The following is a 21444-nucleotide window of genomic DNA, read 5'->3' on the forward strand; positions in this document are numbered from 1 at the left end:
ATTCAACATCTATCGTTTTATATTGCAATAAAAAACTTTCTAAACTATCTGCCTCTCCTCCTTAACCAGATAAACAAAGCAAGACAAAGCAACAACCCGGGGAACCCGCCAAGCAACGCGTAATTAAGTACCTCGACTCCCGTATCACTCACTAATAATCTCCTATCGATTGCCCCCGGACGCCTCACGTCAATAGGCACCTCGCCATCCGACAACCAAAAGAAACCACCTTGAATAATCACGTAATTAGCAGCCCACAATGGATTTCTGTTACTCGTAAGCTCCCCGTCACTCAAGCAATCTGCGTCACCCAATATGATGACTTTTTGTTCTCGAGCACCCATTTTACGAGTTAATGCCAAAGCTAACGGGTAAGACTTCTGCACCTCACCCACCTTCGGGTTACACACCACCTCTTGATCCACGATATCCGTGTTTTCCAACTCATTCCAGCAAGTCGAATCAGACATAAACAACGGTATCACGTCAAATCCTTTATCCGTCGTGTATTCCAACCCGGCGGCAGTAGGCATAACCACCACGTAATTAGGTCTCATGTAACGGAAAGCAAACGACAACTCCTCAGCCTCCGGTGTCGGTTGTGAAACAATCAAATCAATCGGCTGTTTCGGGGCTATAAAACCGGCAAAGGGCCCAAGATTCGCGTTATCCAATTTCTCCTGCTCGGGATCCTTCGGTTTCTCCGGCTGAATCAAAAAACCATCCACCAGTTTCACCCCGAAAGGCTCCAACACCGGACTCATCACCTCCTGTCGTCCGGGTTCCCCGATAATCACCAGATTACCACCTCGGGCAACATACTTATCGAAATTCTCCTTTTCCGCTTCCGTCATCGCCTCCCTCATCTCTGCAATCACCAAAATATTGATCTCAGCGGGAATCTCCTCCTCCAAAGTGACATCCTTATAATCAAATCCTTGATTCACCAACGCTTGCCGCATCATCGGCAAGTGAGTAAACATACAATAATTACGATCTCCCGGACGATCCGTTTCACGCTCCCCGTGCCCGGACAAGAACCCGATTGTGGGCAACGTCATCACCATACGCTTCAAAGCTGCCGTAATCTCCGATTCCGAGGGATATATCATGTGATCATCATACAACCTCAAGAAAGTCCTCTCCCCGGATTCCCGCTCCAACAGACGTACAGTACGATTCCCCTCTGTGCTTCTCAAATCAATTCGCGCACGAATCTGTTCCGGGTTCAAAATCTTCCTTGGGTTCAACTCCTCCCTCTCGATCACCTTCTTCGCCTTCTCCTCGTAACTCATTCCCGGGTATGCCCGTTCCAAATAATCATTCTTAACCGTGTCATAATAAAGCACGTACTTCATTTTAATCTCCGGCTTAAAACGAGTATACTGTTCAAAACGACGTACATCATCATTATAATTCTTCGGGAATCCCACCCAATTATTTTTATCCAAAATATTCACGTAAGTCGTGATCGTCAACCCGCCATCCAATTCATTGATAATTGCCTGACTATTGGGTGTCAACGTGTTCATTTTCGTGTGAGTCGCATCATAATAGTACTTGAAAACAGGACGGGAAGAAACATATGCCAACACCACAGCCAAACCCCACACCCCGACATATTTGCCCAAGGATCTCACGAAACCCACTTTCTGCCGCCTTCCCTGCAATCGAATGATTGTCATTAACAGGAACAACATCACCACCACGACAAAATAAAGCACATCCTCGCTACAAATCATCCCGATCATAAAATTATCGGAACGCCCCGTCATACCGAACCAGTAAGTAATCTCCCGGACAAACGGGACAGCCTGCCACATCCCCTTCACGTACGTCAACACGGCAAGAATAGCCAACGTCCCTACCGCCGCCACGATCTGGTAAGAAGTCAAACTCGACATAAACAACCCGACCGCCACATAAGCACACAACAAAAGGTAACATCCCAAAAGCCCCGCCAAAATAACAGGAATATCTACGTTCTCGATCGTACAAATCCCGTAAATAGCATAAACCAACAACACCCCGATCAACACCAACCCGTATGCCAACATTGCGCAATACTTACCCAAAATAATCTGGGCATTCGTGATCGGGGAAGAATAAAGCAACTTAATCGAACCGCTTCCCAACTCCCGGCTCATCAACCCCATCGTCAACAACGGAATATACAAATACAAGTAAGACTGCACCGCCACGAACAAACCTCGCTCTCCGCCAAAAATCCCCAACGTCCGGTTGGCTCCCACGCTACCCATGCTCTGGTATCCCACGATCTCCGAGATCGTCCCGGCAAACAACATGCCGGTCTGGAACGTGAATATAATCAAAATCAACCAAGCTATTGGGGAATAAAACAAATCCCGTAACTCCGTCTTTGCTATCTTAAATATCGTCTTCATCTCTACTGCGAATAAAATTTAATACTACTTTCTGGACAACTCGGCAAAAATGGTATCCAGTGAACTCTTCTCCTGTTGCAACTCTGTCAACTGCCACCCCCGGGTATAACTGGCTTCCACGATGCGATCCATCGCCTCCCGAGCATCCGAAAACTGGATGCGGAACCTGGGACCTCCCAATTCTTCCACCCGCACGATTCCCGAAAGAGCCTGTATATCCGCTACCAACGGAACAGCCGCTAAAGAAACCACCAGCGTGTTAGGCTGCAAATAGTTATCAAATTCATTCACCGTTCCGGAAAAAACTAAGGACCCCTGCTCAATCATCCGGATATAATCACAAGTCGCCTGCACCTCCGTCAAGATATGTGTCGACAGAATCACCGTACGCTCCTGCGCAATCTCCTTTATCAAATGACGCACCTCCACGATTTGATTCGGGTCCAAACCGTTCGTCGGTTCATCGAATATCACCAGTTCCGGTTTATGGATAATTGCCTGAGCAATCCCCACCCGTTGTTGATAACCTCCCGATAAATTATGAATCACCCGTTTCGCGAAATGCGAAATACCGCAACGTTCCATCACCTCCTTGATCGCTTTCTTCACCTCCCGATCCGGAATATGACGCAACTCTGCACAATACTCAAGATATTCCTCGACTGTCAAATCCGGGTGCAACGGCGGCACCTGCGGTAAGAATCCGATATGCCGCTTCGCCTCAACCGGATTCTTGCTCACGCTGACCCCCTTTATAAACACATCCCCTTCCGTCTGCTTCAACACCCCGCACATGATATTCATGGTTGTGGATTTCCCGGCTCCATTGGAGCCGAGTAATCCGTAAATACCATTTTTAGTTATCTCGAAATCAATATCCCGAATCGCCCACTGCACACTATAACGATGAGACAAATGCTCGACTTTTACAATTGCTTCTTCCATACAATTTTACTTTTCAATTTTATCTATACAACCTACAAATCCCGGCTCATCTTGACACTATTAATACCAATCTTCATTACTAGTATGCCATCCAATCTGCTTCATGGAAACCACCTTACCTCCAAGATTTTTCTCGAACACTAACTTCGGCGAATTAATATTCCTTATATCATAAGCAAACATACTTCCGTCTTCACATCCTACCCATATTTGATCCAATGAAGCAAAAGCGTAAGCTAACGCCGTAACCTTAGAAGGGAACGAGGCATTAAATTCAAGGAATCTCACCGTCTTATCGCTCCAGTCTGTTCCTCGCTGCACGTAATACAATTTATCCCCTACCGTGTAAAAATCCCGATATTTAGCAGCATTTGCCGTTTCACTATTACTACGCAATGTTCCACTGGTAAGAATAATCGAAGAAGCATCCAATTTCACTGGCAAATAAAACCAACGCTCAAATGATGTATACGTAATCGAACCAGTTCTATTTTCAAAAGAAAAATCCCCCACTAAAGTTTGATCTTTATCCATTGTCGGGTCATTATAATACACAGAAAAAAGTGCTTTTGTTCCGCCATATCCCCAACTAATATGATTCTTAGTTGAAAGATGCAACATTTCAGTACCTTCAGGAAAGCCATCAACGGGCACCGAGTAACTATTGTCTAAAGGCAAAACTCTTGTCTTATAAACTGACGTTCCTTCTCCCATGGTTTCTCCTTGAATATCCTCCCTCCACGTCGTCGCCATCACCACTCTCCGGTTCTTTTCATCATAACAAGGAATGATTCCACCATACAGAGTATGACCGATTTTCGTGATCTTATACCCTTTGGCATCAATATAATAAGGCTCCGTTAAATACTTACCCGTCAAATAATTCGCTGACCTCATTCTAGTAAACAAACGCCCGTCTTTCGTGGCAACAAAAGAAGCCGAACCTTCCCCGAAACTAGGACTCTGCGGAGCCTTTTCCTTCATGGCTATAATGTTAAAATCCGCAGGTGTCCCGTCCAAAAATTGATCCTTCACCTCGCTCACCTTCTCGAGATTCTGCATATTCACCTCGTAGGCAACTTGATCGGTCAGTATCACGCACGCACCACTGGCACTCACGTCCCGGGAAGTCTCCATCACCAGATCAAGCGGGCTACCCGGAATCTCGTGTCCATTAATATCCTTATAGGCATCATCCCTAAACTCGTACTTGATAACCTTTTGCCCCTTCTCCTCTACAACACGCAAGCGAACAACTGAAAGTTTAGCGTTTTTACCATTTTCTGACAGAAGAAACCAGTCATCCGGGGCAAACGTCGGATAAATCCACACGTAAAGCCGAGCCGGAAAAACAATTCCCGTCTTTTTCTCAATAATATTAAACGTTCCCCACTCCCCTTGACTATTACTATAGCGTTTCAAATCTATTTTTTCAACCAACTCATCCGTCGGTATCTCAAAATCCAACTCTTCACTAATAACCACATCTCCAATCTTCCACTCGTAACGCACCTCCTCGGCACGAGCCACGGAATCCCCTTCCCATCTAAACATACTACTTCCCGTGAACTTCATCACCTCGCCCTTTCCGGCATACCCGTATATATTTTTAGGCGTACGATCATTGAACTCCTGTTCCCATGTCGGGGGATTGATTTCCACGTAATCATAATTTCCCTCGTCTTCAAAACATCCGGCTAATAAACCGAACATCAATAATACAAAATACAACCTTATATATTTCATAATACATCTTCATTTATTGATTAAACTTCCACTGCCATCCACTCGTAATTCTCCTCGTCATATATCGGATTTTCAGCCAAATATTGTTTAAACGCTTTCGTCAACTTGATTGCCTCGTCCGGATAATTCTTTATCATGTCACCATCCATATCATACGCCCCCGGTACATTCTCCAAAAACGTCTTATACTTCAATGAGGAATAGGGACCCAACAATCCGGCTTCCACCTCCCGCGTCCACCACACGGGACGTACGGCATCCTTTGTTAAATGAATCACCGCCCGAGACCGCTCGAATTGCCCGACCTGCACCTCGTCCGTTGGCACAATTTGTACCGTCAACCGAATCCCTTCCTCCAACTCATCCAAACGGGAACTCTTGTTCATTCGAATCTGTATCGTATCCAAAATCAATTTCGCATCCTCCGAAATAGGACGAGCCCGAAACGTGTACACATCTTCCAAGACGTATTCATTCGGGGTTGCAGTTGTCATCTCGTCCACCACCTTCAACCCGAAATGTAGATCCTCCGTTATAGGTCTTCCAGCCAACGCCACAACCACATCTGCCATCACGTACTCATCCGTTGGCTTGGCAAAAAAGAAAGTCACATCCGTCGAATCCGCTTTAGCTGTACCGGGAGCCTTCTCGTCCATAAAAAACTTATAAAAATAAACTTCATGACGTCCCCCGAACGGCTTAATATCCTGCTCGGAACAAGACCAAAATACGACCACACAAATAGCGAACAATAATATCTTTTTCATACTCATTCAATTTATCGATTACATACTCTGATCATCCGGCACGGGCAACATATACTCGGACTTGTTCAATTCCCGAATCTCGTCCTCTTTAAAATAAATCTTTGTCCCCAAGCGCTTATACAAATAAAATAGCTGACCTTCGGAAATCCACTCCCGCTGCGCATCACGAATCAAATCCCGTTGGAACCCTTCATAATTCTGAGCCACGGGCAAATCTTCCATCGTCTTCCACTCCATATTTCCACCCTCACCCGGTACTTCCGCATAATCCGAACGATCCCGGCGAATATCATTCAATATCTTGTAAGCCTCCTCCATACGTTGATTTCTGGCATAATATTCCGCCATGATATAACGCATCTCTGTTGCCCGAATTACCGGTAAAATCTGCACATTCTTTTGACGTGTCGTCGCATCATCACTGCAATACCATTTTGCAGAAATCTTATAATCCCCCCAAATACTATGATCTTCCGGTTTATAAAGCAAACACTTAGAACGAATATCCATCTGTGCCTCATCCATATTCCCGTCCGGTCTTTGGAATATCTTTTGTTTTTCCAAATCAAGCATCAACCAATTCCCTTGATTCATCCCATTCGTTTTTTTCTGGAAAAAATTTGCCAGACCATAATCATTATATGCCTCTTCATTATAAATGGCAAAAATCAAACCGGATACATTCTTTAAATCATTCTTTTCCTCGTAATTACTCCCTCGAACCCCGTTAAAATCATCCCTGGAAAACATATCATAAGAATTACCCGAAGGTCCCGTTGCTTTAAATTTCATCACCGCCTCTGCCATATGGAACGCCTCCTCCTGCATTCCCGCATACTGGTATGCCCTTGCCAACAGAGCTGTAATCGCGTAATAACTCAAACGATAACCTCGTCCCAAATAAAAACCGTCTATAGAACTTTCCTTTTGGTATCCTTCCATTCCATACTCCAACTCTCCATAGAAACGAGTTTTTCCGGAAGCACTCATACTCATCCCCAAAGCCGTGGTATCAAACTCGATCGTCAACTCGCGAGCCTTATTCAAATCCCGGATCACCTTCTCCATAAAAGGCTTCACCCCAATTCCATTCGGCTGAATATTAGGATACTCCTCCACGTACGGCACCCGTTGTTCCCCATCATCATGAATCAAAGCAGGAGCAAAAAGGCGCAACAAATCGAAATGCATCAAAGCCCTACAAGCGTACGCTTCTCCCAAAATCATCTTACGCTCCGGCTCTCCCCCCGCGAACAAATCCGGGGACACATCCTCCAGATTCTGAATCAAATTATTAGCGTTAGCCACCACATTAAATCCATCCTTCCAGATAGCATTAATCGTGGGTCTCAAATCGGCATGATAATAATCAAAATTCCGAGCCAGTTTATACATATTGGTACCTTGCTCCCCGTATTTCCAATCCCACGTGTACTGCCGTGAAATACAATCGACAATCCCGAATTGCAATTCCACCCCGTACAAATTCTTAGACGCCATAGCCTCGTAAATCCCGGCCAAAACGGAACGATAACCGTCGCCCGTGGCGAACAACTCTTCGCTAGTTGCCTGTCCTTCCGGCTGCAAATCCAACCAATCCTTACACGAACCAAACGAAAGCAAGGACAACAAAAGCATCATTTGTAAATATATCTTCATATCCTAAATCATTAAATATTTTAAAAACCAAGTGTCAACGTAAAGCTGTAATTTTTAGCGTAAGGATAACTCGTCCCCCGTTCCTGCTTTATAGAAGACCAACGGCACACATCATTCATGTTGAACCGCAAACCCAACGAAGTCAAACGGTATTTTCGAATCAACTCTTGGCTAAAATCATATCCGCAAGAGATACCGCTAAATGCCAAGTAGTTATTATCCTGCACAAAACGAGAAGTCGGTTGTGTTTTTTGCTTCCTTGCCAAATCAAAGAAAGGTGCGATATCTCCCGGCTTAATCCAACGTTGTGTCAACACCCTCCTATCCACGTTACTCCCGTCGATATCAGCCTCCTCCACCTTATTCTTGAGCGTTTCATTATAATCTTGAGCCCCCCATTGATACAAGAACGTCGTGTTCACGTAAAACCCTTTCCACGCGATATTGATACCAAAAGACCCCTGCGCATCCGGGCTCCTGTCACCCACTACAATCTCGTCGGCGGCATCCCACACGTAAGTACTCTGTCCATTACGTTTCCGGAACAACTCCTTACCATTAGACGGGTCAATTCCATAAGAAGGCACCGCGTAAATAGCCGTCGTCGACGCCCCCACGTAATATTGAGTCAATGGGATATAAAGCAACTCGCCATACGCCTCTCTATCCTCGGCACTCATATTCTCGTCACTTTCTTGTTTTTTTCCATTATGGAAATCTTGGATATTTTGATTGTATCTCTCTGCCTCCTGCCCCAACTTCGTGATCTTATTCGTGTTGGAAGCCAGCGTGGCATTCAGTGCCACCGTCCAATCTTTGCTTTGCAACACTGTGGCATTCAACTTCAACTCAAACCCCTTATTCAGGATAGAACCCGCATTCGTGTAAAAACTGGAGAACCCGGATGAAGAACGAATTGTCAACTGTTCCAATTGATTTTTCGTCTCTTTCCTATAATAGGTTCCCTCCAAGACATAACGGTCATTAAAAAATCCCAAATTGATACCGACATCCACCGTATGCGTTTTCTCCCAAGTCAACTTAGGATTTCCCAACGCTATCAACGTATTCGACGGAGTATTATAATACCACTTATCCGAAGTCTGATACGTGGAAATAGCGGCATACGCAGGGAAATTCACATTACCCGTCACTCCATACGTACCCCGTAACCGCAAGGTACTCACCAACCAATGATCCTTCAACCATGAATAATTATGCACATTCACCCCGGCACCGACAGACCAGAAAGGAGCGAAACGCTTATCTTTCCCGAATTTAGAAGAACCATCCATACGGAAAGAAGCATCAAACAAATAAACATTATTAAACGAGTAATTAACAGAAGCTAAAATTCCCAACAAACGACTTTTATCGGAAGAAACATCAGCCTTTCGAGTTTGTTCCGCGGCGTATGTCGGCGAATGCAAATTACTCAACTGGAACCCTTGATACTCCAATGTTGTCATTTTATTATGCGACTCCTGAATATTCAAACCTGCTGTGGCATTTATAAAATGATCTCCTACCGATTTATTGAAATAAAACATCGCATTCGTGTTCCATGTAAAAGATTTATCGGAAATCGTTGTCAAAGCACCTCTTTCTCTCGTGGAAGTCGAGCTATACGCGGGGTCTTTCGGATCCGAGAAACTCTCCGTCTCCGAATCGGTCTTGGTTACAGAAAGCTGTCCCTTAAACGAAAACCCCTCTGAAAAATAAATATTCACACTAAAATTATCGGTCAAATCATTCAATTTCATCTTTCCCGCGTAACTGCCCAACATTTTAGCCCGATAAAGCGGGTTGACAGTCTTCCCGTCTTTCAACGTTTCCAACAGCTCACCGTCATTCGAGTAAGGAGCCCAGTAAGGCTGCAACTTCGCGTACAAATCAAAAGAACCGTATGGAGAATCCGAAGCCTTCGTCACATTAAAAGTAACAGAATTCATCACCTGTAACCACGATTTGTGCCGATAATCCAAATTCAAACCCACACCCATGTTATCCCGGTACGAATCGATCATAGCCCCGTTATGCGTCCCGTAATTCAAATCCAAACTGTAACGAATACTCTCCACACCACCGGAAACATTTAAACTATGCGAATGATTGAACACGTTATGCAACGGCTGAGCCAACCAGTCGGTTTCCACGCCCCTCCGTACCTCATTCACCAAATCATTATACGCGATATCTTTTATCAATTGTACACCGGGATCTCCATCCTCTGAAATATACTTTCCGGACAACCGTTCCACTTCCACCTTCTCCCAAGCATTACACAAATTATAATCGGACAAATCAGGAAACTCCGCTCCGGCATTAAAATTATACATTACCCGCAACTCTCCCGGCTTAGGCGCAACCGTCGTCACCACAACCACACCGTTAGCCGCACGAGAACCGTACATTGCCGTGGCAGCAGCATCTTTCAAGATTGTCATACTCTCGATTCGGTTAATATCCATGTCATAAATCTTCTGCACGGACACCTCGAAACCATCCAAGATAAAAATCGGCAAATTCGGGTTATCCTTCAAACTCGTTCTCTGTGAACGTCTAGCCTTCTCCATCTCCAAGCCGCGGTTCATACCGATACTCCCTTCCCCGCGAATCGTGAACTCGGGCAACGAGTTCGGGTCTGAACCGAAAAGCTTATTCTCCTTAATTCGAAAAGAAGGATCAAACGCCTGCAAAGCGGCAATCACGTTCTTGTTATTCGTCTTCAACAACTGGTCCTTATTCACCGTCGTAGCATTCCCGGTAAAACTCTCCTTACGCACGTTCATGTAACCGGTCACCACTACCTCGTCCATCTTCACCTTATCCTCCTTCATCACCACGTTGATCGTGTCCTTACCCGCGTACTTCACCTCTTGGGTAACCATCCCCACGAACGTGTATACCAGCACCACGTCCTTCATCTCCGGCAATGCCAACGAATAGCGCCCCTCGGCATTCGTGGCAGTACCAAGCCCGGTTCCCTTGATCCGAACCGTCACCCCCGGTAAAGGTTGTTTTGCCTCGTCCGTCACCCGTCCTGCAATACGGATTTCCTTTTTCTTCTCGTCCTCCTTCATGGGTTTCAGCACGATCACCGCCTCCTCGATCACGTAAGTCAACCCCGTGCCCTTCAAACACGCTTTCAATATCTCCTCGATACCGGAAGCTTTGACATTCACGCTAACCTTCCCGACCTTATCCAAGTCCTCCTGGTTATACATGAAAACAAAAGTAGTCTGGCGCTCTATCGCCCATAGCACATCTTTCAAATAAGAATCCTTCATCGAAAGAGTAATCTGTTGCCCCGTTTGGGAATACACCGACGCGTTCGTGCTCAATAATCCCAAAAGAACAAATAATAGTGTAAACTTCGTCATAAGCCATAGCTTTTTAAATTTCCCGAGGTTCTCCCGGAGAAAAATTGCTTTTTTTTCCATAAATTTGTTCACTAATTACATTAATAATTATCTCTGTCTCAACGGTGATAATTTCGGCAGGAAATGTTACCGGCATTTCCTGCCATTTTTATCTGCCGCGTTTAACCTTTAACATGTTTCCATTTCTCTCTATTTCTACCTTACCGTTCAACTCGAAAATGCGCAACAGAGGCTCTATCGTCTCGTGGCGACTCATGTTAAAACCGAACCGGAAATCTTTCACCTCGTCACTGTCATACTCCACCGTCACATCATACCAGCGTTCGACATCCCACATGATCTCCTCCAAACGCACGTCCCGAAAGCGAAATTTCCCCTCCTTCCAAGCTGTGTCATAACTCACATCCACCTTTTCCACTGTCACCTTGCCCGTCACCTTATCCAGCACGAAACGTTCATCCACCCGCAACCTTCTCGCCTCGGCAATACCCTTGCCGGAAACCTCGACAGCCCCCTGCACCAACGTCGTGCTCGTCATGTTATCATTCCGGTAAGCGGCTACATTAAAGCACGTTCCCAACACGGTTACATCATAACACGCCGTCCTCACGACAAACGGCTTCTCCTCGTCTCGTGCCACCTCGAAATAAGCCTCCCCTTCCAGTTCCACGTCACGGGTATCCCCGGTAAACCGGACGGGATAACGAATCCGGGTCATCGAATTCAAGTACACTTGCGTCCCGTCACTCAACACCAGTTGATATTCCCCGCCTTTCGGTACCGTTACCACGTTATACATCAAACTATCCGTCGGAACCTTCCCTGCCGTGTCTTGATAAGAAAGCATATTTCCGCGATTCTGTATAACCATTCCATCGTTTACCCGGATGGCACCGGAAGTTGCTGCCAAATCGACAACGTCCCCGGTGGACAAAATCAATGAAGCTTTCGCCCCTCCCGGTTCAATCGTGTGGCTCGCCATTACCGGTAACACGGACTTATCTTCCGTCTGTCCTTTCCACAGATACAGCGCCACGCACAAGGGTACCAGCAACACGGCAGCGTAACGCACGAAGCGTACCCACCCGCGGGAAATCCTTCTCTCCCGACTCCGTTTTTCCTTGTATCCCTTCCAGCCGCTCTCCTTGTCAAACGAATCGAACTGCTGCTTTTTCCACCTCCGGTTCTCCTCGTTCAACAACCGCTCGTACAAGCGTTCGTGTTTAGCCGAACTCTCCCGCCACGCCGCCAGCTTCCGTTCCTCCTCCCCCGACAATTCCCCCGTCAACGAGGCCGCAATCCATTGAGCGATAACAAAAGGATCGTATTCCATATCATTTTTTCCTTGCTTCATCATAAATAAATTTTTCCTCTATAAAACCGTCTGTTATTACAATCGTTTTAATATATAACACGAAAATCAATTTTTATGGGGAACGGAAAATTCATTTTATTCCATTTATTTTTCCAAACAGAATAAAACACACAGATTTACAAAAACTTACACTCTTGAAAAATCAAAGAAGAAATACAAATACCAAGTAATAATAATCTTTCAGCATCACACGCAGTTTCTTGTAAGCAATTTTTTTCAACGTGTGCACGGAACTCTCGGCAACACCTAAACGTTCGGCGATCTCTGAATTTTTCAAACCGTCCAAGGACAACTGTATGACTTGACGTGTTTGCGGGGGCAACGCGTTCACCGCCTCGTAGAAAATCCTGTACGCTTCTTCCTCGATCAATGTCTCCGTGTAAAATTCCTCCGACATCACGACAGACAAATCTTCCCGTTTCAATTTGTTATCCCGTATCGAATTCAGACAATGATTGCGCACGATCGTGTAAAGAAAAGACTTTATATTAAAGGTATCATTAAAATCCGCACGACGCTTCCAAAACTTCACGAAACTCTCCTGCACGATATCCGCAGCCAAAGTGTCATCCTTCAAGTAAGTCGTGGCGAACACGCACAAAGCCTGATAGTACTCGTCGAACAACTCCTTAAAAGCCAACTCGTCACCTTGTCTGATTTTTTCAATAGATAATCCCATTCTAGCCTGTTTACGGAATGAATCAAACACAAAATTATAAAAAATCGGGAAATTATTCCGTTTTACAAAAAAAATCAAGAACAAAATAAATATTCCAACATTAGATGTTGTATCAGAACAAAACGGGCTATCTAAAATTTCAATCGCACAAGGCTGTTTTCAATTTTCAACACAACACGAAGAAATCATCTACAAGTCAAGTCAATAACCTATATTAATACAACTATACTTCCATATCAATTCCGGTTCAATTCCGTCATGAACGCTATACGAACCCTATATGAACCCTATACGAACCCTATTATAAATAGCGTTCATAAAGGGAAGTAAAAGCTTATCTAAAGTTTTTTATGTACTACTAAACCGGAAGTCATATGGAAGTATAGTTTGATTCTTTCAGGTTATGAGTATATACAGTATTTATACTAATCCCGTGAAGAAAACCTGCAACCGGAAACCTTTGCATTCCCCCGAATTATTCCCTATATTTGTCCCGCAAGATAAAGGAAACATGTACATAGATACTCATTCGCACATTTACGCGGAAGAATTTGACAATGACCGGGATGAAACCGTGCGACGGGCTTTTGAAGCTGACGTCCGGTATATCATTTTACCGGATATAGATAGAACTACACGGCAATCCATGTTGGCGCTTGCCGGGCAATACCCGGATAACCTGTTCCCGTTGCTGGGAGTCCACCCTACCTCGGTCAACGCTTCGTACAAGGAAGAGATGAAAGCCTTCGAGAAACTTCTCGGGCAAACGACGATATACGGTATCGGGGAGTGCGGGATTGACCTCTACTGGGACAAAACTTATTACAAGGAGCAAATTGTCGTTTTTGAACGACAACTGCATATCGCCCGTGAAATGGATCTTCCGGTGGTGATTCATTCAAGAGAATCCTTGCCGGAAATTTTCGCCGTGTTGAAAAAGCAACATTATAACATGAAGGGGATACTCCATTGTTTCCCCGGCAACGAGGAAGACGCCCGACGGGCGATAGATCTCGGGTTCCGATTAGGTATCGGCGGGGTCGTCACCTTCAAAAAATCTTCTATGGCCGAAGTCGTCGGCAAAATAGAAACGGAACACCTTGTTCTTGAAACGGACGCACCCTACCTCGCGCCTGTCCCTTTCCGGGGAAAACGGAATGAAAGTAGTTATATTCCGTGTATAGCCGCTAAAATTGCTGAAATTAGAGGTGTCGACACGAAAAAAATACAGGAAATAACAACGAATAATGCGATGAATTTATTTAATTTGCATAGCAAAAGCGTGGATAATAAATTTTGATTTATGACAAAACCCGTGTTAATTATATATACTGGCGGAACCATCGGGATGGTGAACGATCCCGAAACGGGGGCGTTATGCCCGTTCAATTTCGACCAGATTGCCTGTGAAGTTCCCGAAATCAAAGAATTCGGCTTCACGATCGATAGTTATACATTACCGGAAATCATCGACTCCTCGGATCTGCAACCGAAGCTGTGGAAAGATCTATGCGAGATCATCCTGAAGAATTACGACGATTACCGGGGATTCGTGATCCTGCACGGAACGGACACGATGGCATACTCGGCAGCGGCATTGAGTTTCATGCTGAACAACCTGACGAAACCGGTCGTGTTTACCGGATCGCAATTGCCGATCGGGAAAATTCGCACGGACGGGAAAGAAAATCTGATCGCCGCCATCGAAATCGCGGCGGCTTATGACCAAGAAAAAGCTATCGTACCGGAAGTATGTATCCTGTTCGGGGCTAAATTATTCAGGGGAAACCGAACGACCAAGATAAACGCCGAGAGCTTTGACGCGTTCCAGTCATTCAATTATCCCCCTTTAGCGAGCATAGGTATTCATATCCATTACGATTACAGTGCGATTGATTACACGCCGAGGGTGGAACCGGTGGAGGCATTCTGCGACGTGGACACGAATATCGCCATATTGAAAATATTCCCGGGTATGCGTCCGGAAGTGATCGACGCCGTAACGGGTATCCCGGGACTGAAAGGAATCATACTCGAAACTTACGGTTCCGGGAATGCCCCGACAAATAAAGTTTTTCTTAACAAAGTAAAGGATGCCCTGTCGAAAGGCATCTTTATATATAATGTTACCCAATGCCAAGGCGGAAGCGTGGAAATGGGTAAGTATGAAACAAGTAGAGAGCTACTTAATGCCGGAGTTATCAGCGGGCATGACATCACGACGGAAGCGGCAGCGTGTAAAATGATGTACGTGCTGGGCAAATATAAAGACCCTAACGAAGTGAAAAAATATTTAAATAACGCCTTGAAGGGAGAAATATCACCCAAATATATTGGCTTTTAACGTTTTTTTTATACCTTGGTGCCCGATTTGGACTCAAGGTGGTGCAAATTGAAAAATATAACAGCTTAAAACAAAATATAGAGTTAAAATTTAATTATTAATAAACTAAAAATCAGTTAAATTGATCATGAGAAAATTATTTGCACTAATAGCAGTTTTAGGAATGCTTACTATTGGAGCATCATCTATGCTAATGGCTCAAGAGGATGAAATGACTCAAACAGAGACCACAGAAACTTATCAAGACGAAGAAACTACAACAGACCCGACCGTTCTGGAAGATGAAGACGCCATCGAAAGTTCTTCTTTCCACGCCGTTGTAAAACAAAAATTCATCGAGGGTGGTGCCATGTTCATGAGCTTCGTTATCTTGGCTTTGATCTTCGGTTTGGCTATCGCTATCGAGAGAGTTATCTACTTGAACTTGGCAGCTACTAATAGCAAGAAATTAATCGCGAGTGTAGAAGACGCTTTGGAAAACGGTGGTGTTGAAGCAGCGAAAGAAGTATGCCGCACGACCAGAGGTCCTATCGCAAGTATTTTCTATCAAGGACTATCCCGTTATGACCAAGGAATCGAAATGGTAGAGAAATCCGTTGTTTCTTACGGTTCCGTTCAAATGGGACTTTTGGAAAAAGGAATGTCTTGGATCGCTTTGTTTATCGCTTTGGCCCCGATGTTGGGATTCTTGGGAACAGTTATCGGTATGATCGACGCCTTCGATAAGATTCAGGCAGCAGGTGATATCCAACCGTCATTGGTTGCGGGAGGTATCAAGGTTGCATTGATCACGACCGTTGCCGGTTTGATCGTTGCCATGATTCTTCAGGTATTCTACAACTACTGTGTTGCAAAAGTTGAAAGTATCGTAAACGATATGGAAGATGCATCCGTAACCTTGTTAGATATCCTTGTAAAGTACAATCAAAAACACTAAACCATGCTTAAAGTAACCAAGTTATTAAATATCCTAACCATTGCAATGTTTGCCATTACAGTGGTGTTAGTTGGGTTATTTTTCTTCGGGGGAGAGCTTCCGAACGCCCAATATAGCACGCCTGTATACACAGACCAATTAATATGGTGGGCATATATATTGTTCGGGTTGACAGCCCTTGCTGCTTTAGTATTCCCGATTGGTCGCCTGTTGACCAACCCGAAACAGGCAGTTAAAACGCTGATCGCGCTCGTCGGAGTATGTTTACTCGTTTTAATCGCTTATTCCATGTCAGACGGAACGATCATGAATCTTCCGGGATACGATGGACCGGACAACGTGGAAGGCACTTTGAAATTTGCCGACACGATGCTATTTACCATGTATTTCTTGGGAATAGGAGCCGTATTAGCAATTATTGTAACTGAAATTATCAGACGATTTAGATAATTATTATGGCAAGAAAAAAGACACCGGAAATTAATGCCACTTCAACGGCGGACATCGCATTCTTGTTGTTGATCTTCTTCTTGGTATCAACAACAATGGACGTCGATTCCGGTTTGTTCAGACGGTTACCGCCCATGCCACCCGAGGATAAAGTACAGATTCCTCCCGTTGCCAAACGTAACGTTTTACAGGTGATGGTAAACAAGGATGACATGTTGGCTGTAAATTCCGAGATGATGGACGTTTCCCAGTTGAAGGCAAAAACGATAGAGTTTATCCTGAACAAGGATAATAAACCAGACCTACCGAGCAAGAAACTCAAGGAGATTCCTTTCTTCGGGCAAGTCGAGATCTCGAATGGTATTGTTTCCCTGCAAAGTGACCGCGGTACATCTTACAAAATGTATATCGCCGTTCAGGATGAATTGACGGCTGCCTACGATGAAGTAAGAGATATGAAGGCCATGGAAAAGTGGGGAAAGAAGTATAGTGAACTCACGGAAGAGCAGATGGATGCGGTAAGAAAATACATCCCGACGGCTATTTCCGAGGCTGAACCTAAAAATGTTGGACAGAAAGGAGGAGGTAAATAATGGCTAAATTCAGAAAAGAAGGCTCGAAAGATGTACCGGCAATTTCAACGGCATCTTTACCTGACATCGTTTTCATGTTGTTATTCTTCTTCATGGTAAGTACAACGATGCGCGAGGTTACTCTTATGGTCAACAACGGTATGCCCGAGGCAAGACAAGTTTCAAAATTGGAAAAGAAATCCTTGGTTAGTAACATCTATATCGGGAAACCGAAAGATCAGTTTGTCGGGGTATACGGTAGTGAACCGCGTATTCAGTTAAATGATAAACTTGCCAATTTAAATGAAATCAGTGCCTTCGTGATCGCCGAGCAGGAAACTCGTAAGGAGGAAGAGCGCAACATGATTACCAACAACTTGAAAGTTGATCAATTTACAAAGATGGGTATTGTTACCGACGTGAAGCAAGAACTACGTAAAGCGAATTCACTTCGTATCAGCTACGCGACACGGAAGAAAGTATAATACTTTTATCAATTATAATTTAAAAAAAGGGGGCAAACGCTCCCTTTTTTTAAAAAATTGATTAGCTTTGCACTCGGATAAAACAATGGTCCCCTAGTTCAATGGATAGAATGAAGGATTCCGGTTCCTTTGATATGGGTTCGAGTCCCGTGGGGATCACATAAAAAATGTGTGTCAGTTCTGACACACATTTTTTATTCACCGGATTACCTTAATCTCCCGCAACCATTTCAATATATCCTCTTTCGCTTTCTTCACTTGGCTGCCTCGTACCGGGAAGCCGTCCAGTACCTTTGATTTCGGGCAAAGTTTCTTGATATCGGCACCCGTATGTCCCATGCGGCTACCCTCGTGTGTCATAAACGGGATGATTGTTTTCCCCGATAAATCATACCCGGACAAGAATGTTGCCACGGGAGGGGCAATCGTCGCCCACCAGCAAGGCGAGCCCACGAATATGGTATCGTACTGCTCGATATTTTCGATCTTTCCCTTTATTGCAGGTTTATGTCCTTCCGCGATCTCTTTCTTTGCCTGATCGACTACCGCCTGATAGTTGGTCGGATAGGCTTTCTCCGGCACGATTTCAAAAACATCGGCTCCCGTGGCTTCTTTTATCTGGTTCGCCACTTCTTTGGTATTCCCGCTATGGGAAAAATACACGACCAGTACTTTTTTCTTTTCCGCTGAAGGCTGTGCTTCCAATCCGACGCCGGTGAATACCGCCGCTAACATGAATAAATAACATTTCTTGCTCATACTATTCTATTTTTGTGATTATTATATTGTATCTCGTTTATTCGACAATACAAAAATAAGGGGAAACGATAAACCGTTCGTTATACGAATTACAGATATATATACCCGTATTACTGATCAGGGCAAACGCGTCAAAACGCTTTTCGCCCTTTTAGTCAAAAGTTTATAAAGTCCATCAAGTTCATAAGGTTTATGGACCCTAGCGGGCGCTTTGTCCACGGCAGCATAGCTGCCGGTAAACCTTGTCCGAAGGACGCACAGTACTTTATGAACTTTATAAACTTTAGGAGCTGAAAAGCTCAACTTTATGAACCGGGCGAAAAGCGTTTTTAACGCATTTGCCCTGTATTACCGATTCGGATTATCGGGAGTTTTTATACCTTTGTACAAACTGATAGTTATGCAAAGACCGTTTAAATTTACCAAATTCAAACTGATCACGGGGTATATTCTGATACTCCTTCTCGGTGCTATTGCCATCATTTTTATTTACAAGCAGACGATAGCTCTCACGGAGAAAGGGAATGACGAGATTGTCATGCAACAGAAATTATTCATCATCGGCAATACGCTGACAAAACTATACGAGGCAGAGAATACCGGATTGTCTTTTTCCCAAACCGGTTCGGAAAAGAATTTCAACAGGTATATGCAATTGATTCAAGATATCCGGTATAATATGGATACCTTGAAATATTTGTCCATGAGCGAGGAACAAAACATGCGGATCGACACGGTTCATGCGCTTTTGAGCGACCGGATACAGAATTTGAAAGATTTACTCTATGTCAAAAAATACGCTATCCCGGAGGATTTTTACAATAAGACAGTTGAAAAGATTGAATTTCTGAAAGACTCTATCGGCAAAGAACCTGAAATCAAACATCGAATTGTCGCGACAGTGGATAGCAGTAAGATTATTAAAGAAAAGAAAGGGTGGCTCGGCATCCGTACTAAAAGGGATTCCATTTTAAGAGTGGACACGACCTACCACTACTTCGCGGACACGGTCGGGATGTCCAATAACACGGATTCACTCATGAACGTGATCCGCGATTCGTGGAGTCAATACCAGCAAGAGAAAGAAGAAATCGATGCAGAGATTTACAAGCGGGAAAAGATTGTCATACAGAGCGGACAAAAGATCACGGAACGTTTGAAACGCATATTAAAAGCCCTCGAAAAAGAGGAAATCGAGCATACCCGTATCCGTTTGGAACAGCAGCAAACAACCACCGAACAGCTTACCCAAACGCTCTCGTGGGTGGCAATCATAGCCTGCCTGCTGGTGGTGTTTTTTGTTATTCTTATCATCAATGACATCAGCCAAAGCCAACGATACAGGCGGGAACTGGAAGCCGCCAACGCTTACACGGAACGTTTGTTGCACAACCGGGAAAAGTTGATGCTTACCGTTACGCATGATATAAAATCACCCCTAAGTTCTATTATCGGGTATATTGAATTACTGAGCAATACACCCTTGGAGGAACGCCAATATTATTTCCTCCGGAACATGAAAGGCTCTGCCGAGCATATATTGCATCTGGCTAATAACCTACTGGATTTCTCCAAGTTGGAAGCCAACAAAATGGAGATTAATACCGTTCCGTACACTCCCGGTCGCCTCCTGCAAGAGATTGCAGACAGTTTTCTGCCCTTGGCCGGAGAAAAAGGATTAGAATTAAGGAGTGATATCAGCAACGCGCTGAACGAACATTTCTTGGGCGATCCCATGAAAGTAAGGCAGATCGTGGTGAACATCCTCTCCAACGCCATCAAATACACTCAAAAAGGTAAGATTTCGCTCTCCGCCTTTAGCCCCGGAACCAACAACGAGCAACTGATGATCGTTATCAAAGACTCCGGTCCCGGCATGACGGAAGAAGAACAGGAACTTATTTTCAAGGAATTTACCCGACTTACACCACAGCACAATAACGGCGCGGAAGGAACCGGATTGGGACTCACGATCACGATGCAACTCGTACACCTGTTAGGAGGAGAACTCTCCCTCAACAGTAAAAAGAGGGAAGGAAGCACATTCACCGTGAAACTTCCTCTCGTGAAAGCGCCCATGCAAGAAACAGCCGCGACAGAACCGGGACAAATCGCTCCCGTTATGCACGAGGGAACAAAAGCCTTCCTCGTGGATGATGATGAATTACAGCTTACCGTCAATTCGGAATTTTTGCGTAAAGTAGGTATTAGCAGCGACACGTGCACCCATCCTCTTGAAGCGCTGTCCATACTCGAAAAAGGGAATTACGACCTTGTTCTCTCGGATATACAGATGCCTGATATGGACGGGTTCGAACTGGTGAAACAGATCAGACAGTCAGCATCGGAAAAGATAAAAGACCTTCCTGTCATCGCGCTGTCGGCACGAGCTGACATGCAGGAGCAGGAGTACCTTGATGCCGGGTTCTCTGCCTACCTGAATAAACCGTTTACCCCGGAACAACTTTACACCAAGGTAAACGAGTTATTGGACTGGGACATCAAAATAGCTCCACCCGCGGGTGAAGACCATGACACGAACGCACCTTTTGACCTAAGTATGATCATGGTCTTCGCCGACAATGATAAGGATGCCGCAAACCAGATCATTCAATCCTTCGTTTCGGATTGTGTCCAGAATTTCCAACATCTTGAGGAACACGTGCAGCAACACGAGATGGAACAAGTCAAGAAACTCGCTCACAAGATGCTGCCTATGTTCAAACAATTGTCAATCAATCAAGTTATACCGCTATTACTCTCCCTCGAGAGAATGGATCCCGAACAAGTGGAAGAAGCTCAGGTAGCTGAAACCGTGAAAAAAGTCGTTCAAACGGGGAATGAAGTAATACAGTTGCTTCGGAGTTTATAAAGTTCATAAGGTTCATAAAGTTTATAAAGTTACGGGTGTCCTTCGGACAAAATTAAAACGGCAGCA

General features: G+C 44.6%; 16 protein-coding genes and 1 tRNA gene. 8 read left to right on the forward strand and 9 right to left on the reverse strand.

The genetic code is table 11. The annotated features are described in order from the left end of the window. Window positions 1-44: 44 nt before the first annotated feature. The 8 genes from H8S64_RS01245 to H8S64_RS01280 form a co-directional block, all read right to left on the reverse strand. Window positions 45-2405, reverse strand: a complete 2361-nt coding sequence (locus H8S64_RS01245; RefSeq protein WP_186974632.1) for a Gldg family protein — start codon at window positions 2403-2405, stop codon at window positions 45-47. A gap of 24 nt (window positions 2406-2429) precedes the next feature. After that, complete coding sequence (locus H8S64_RS01250) at window positions 2430-3350, reverse strand: ABC transporter ATP-binding protein (RefSeq protein WP_186974633.1); 921 nt, start codon at window positions 3348-3350, stop codon at window positions 2430-2432. Between the two features lie 60 nt (window positions 3351-3410). Beyond that, a complete protein-coding gene (locus H8S64_RS01255; protein WP_186974634.1) occupies window positions 3411-5096 on the reverse strand; it encodes a PKD-like family lipoprotein in 1686 nt (561 codons plus the stop codon). Between the two features lie 20 nt (window positions 5097-5116). Next, window positions 5117-5863: a DUF4843 domain-containing protein gene (locus H8S64_RS01260; RefSeq protein WP_099291034.1), complete on the reverse strand. Its 747-nt coding sequence runs from the start codon at window positions 5861-5863 to the stop codon at window positions 5117-5119. 18 nt (window positions 5864-5881) lie between these two features. Then, entirely contained in the window at window positions 5882-7522 is a 1641-nt protein-coding gene (locus H8S64_RS01265) for a RagB/SusD family nutrient uptake outer membrane protein (protein ID WP_255469373.1), read from the reverse strand. A 20-nt stretch (window positions 7523-7542) separates the two neighbouring features. Then, complete coding sequence (locus H8S64_RS01270; protein WP_255469374.1) at window positions 7543-10905, reverse strand: SusC/RagA family TonB-linked outer membrane protein; 3363 nt, start codon at window positions 10903-10905, stop codon at window positions 7543-7545. Between the two features lie 148 nt (window positions 10906-11053). Continuing rightward, a complete protein-coding gene (locus H8S64_RS01275; protein ID WP_186974636.1) occupies window positions 11054-12262 on the reverse strand; it encodes a FecR family protein in 1209 nt (402 codons plus the stop codon). A gap of 160 nt (window positions 12263-12422) precedes the next feature. Further along, complete coding sequence (locus H8S64_RS01280) at window positions 12423-12959, reverse strand: RNA polymerase sigma factor (RefSeq protein ID WP_186974637.1); 537 nt, start codon at window positions 12957-12959, stop codon at window positions 12423-12425. A 403-nt stretch (window positions 12960-13362) separates the two neighbouring features. Here H8S64_RS01280 and H8S64_RS01285 point away from each other — a divergent pair, with 403 nt between their 5' ends. The 7 genes from H8S64_RS01285 to H8S64_RS01315 all read left to right on the forward strand — a co-directional run bounded on the left by H8S64_RS01285 (window position 13363) and on the right by H8S64_RS01315 (window position 17906). Next, entirely contained in the window at window positions 13363-14259 is an 897-nt protein-coding gene (locus H8S64_RS01285) for a TatD family hydrolase (protein ID WP_255301899.1), read from the forward strand. A 3-nt stretch (window positions 14260-14262) separates the two neighbouring features. Next, window positions 14263-15303 (forward strand): asparaginase, encoded by a 1041-nt coding sequence (locus H8S64_RS01290; protein ID WP_099291037.1) that lies wholly within the window; start codon window positions 14263-14265, stop codon window positions 15301-15303. A 127-nt stretch (window positions 15304-15430) separates the two neighbouring features. Further along, on the forward strand, window positions 15431-16240 hold the full coding sequence (locus H8S64_RS01295) for a MotA/TolQ/ExbB proton channel family protein (RefSeq protein WP_099291038.1): 810 nt from the start codon (window positions 15431-15433) through the stop codon (window positions 16238-16240). Between the two features lie 3 nt (window positions 16241-16243). After that, complete coding sequence (locus tag H8S64_RS01300) at window positions 16244-16690, forward strand: hypothetical protein (RefSeq protein WP_099291039.1); 447 nt, start codon at window positions 16244-16246, stop codon at window positions 16688-16690. Between the two features lie 5 nt (window positions 16691-16695). Beyond that, window positions 16696-17283 (forward strand): ExbD/TolR family protein, encoded by a 588-nt coding sequence (locus tag H8S64_RS01305; protein ID WP_186974638.1) that lies wholly within the window; start codon window positions 16696-16698, stop codon window positions 17281-17283. Then, window positions 17283-17747, forward strand: coding sequence for an ExbD/TolR family protein (locus tag H8S64_RS01310; protein WP_099291041.1), 465 nt, complete (start codon window positions 17283-17285; stop codon window positions 17745-17747). Before H8S64_RS01305 ends, H8S64_RS01310 begins: the two co-directional genes overlap by 1 nt. 87 nt (window positions 17748-17834) lie before the next feature. Then, window positions 17835-17906 (forward strand) — tRNA-Arg (locus tag H8S64_RS01315). Window positions 17907-17945: 39 nt separating this feature from the next. Here the strand turns inward: H8S64_RS01315 and H8S64_RS01320 are convergent. Further along, window positions 17946-18506, reverse strand: a complete 561-nt coding sequence (locus H8S64_RS01320) for a flavodoxin (protein WP_255469375.1) — start codon at window positions 18504-18506, stop codon at window positions 17946-17948. Between the two features lie 400 nt (window positions 18507-18906). On the opposite strand from H8S64_RS01320, the gene H8S64_RS01325 reads away from it, so the two are divergent. Beyond that, window positions 18907-21378, forward strand: coding sequence for a hybrid sensor histidine kinase/response regulator (locus H8S64_RS01325; RefSeq protein ID WP_186974639.1), 2472 nt, complete (start codon window positions 18907-18909; stop codon window positions 21376-21378). Window positions 21379-21444: the final 66 nt, after the last annotated feature.

This window comes from Butyricimonas hominis, from assembly GCF_014287455.1.
GTDB lineage: Bacteria > Bacteroidota > Bacteroidia > Bacteroidales > Marinifilaceae > Butyricimonas > Butyricimonas muris.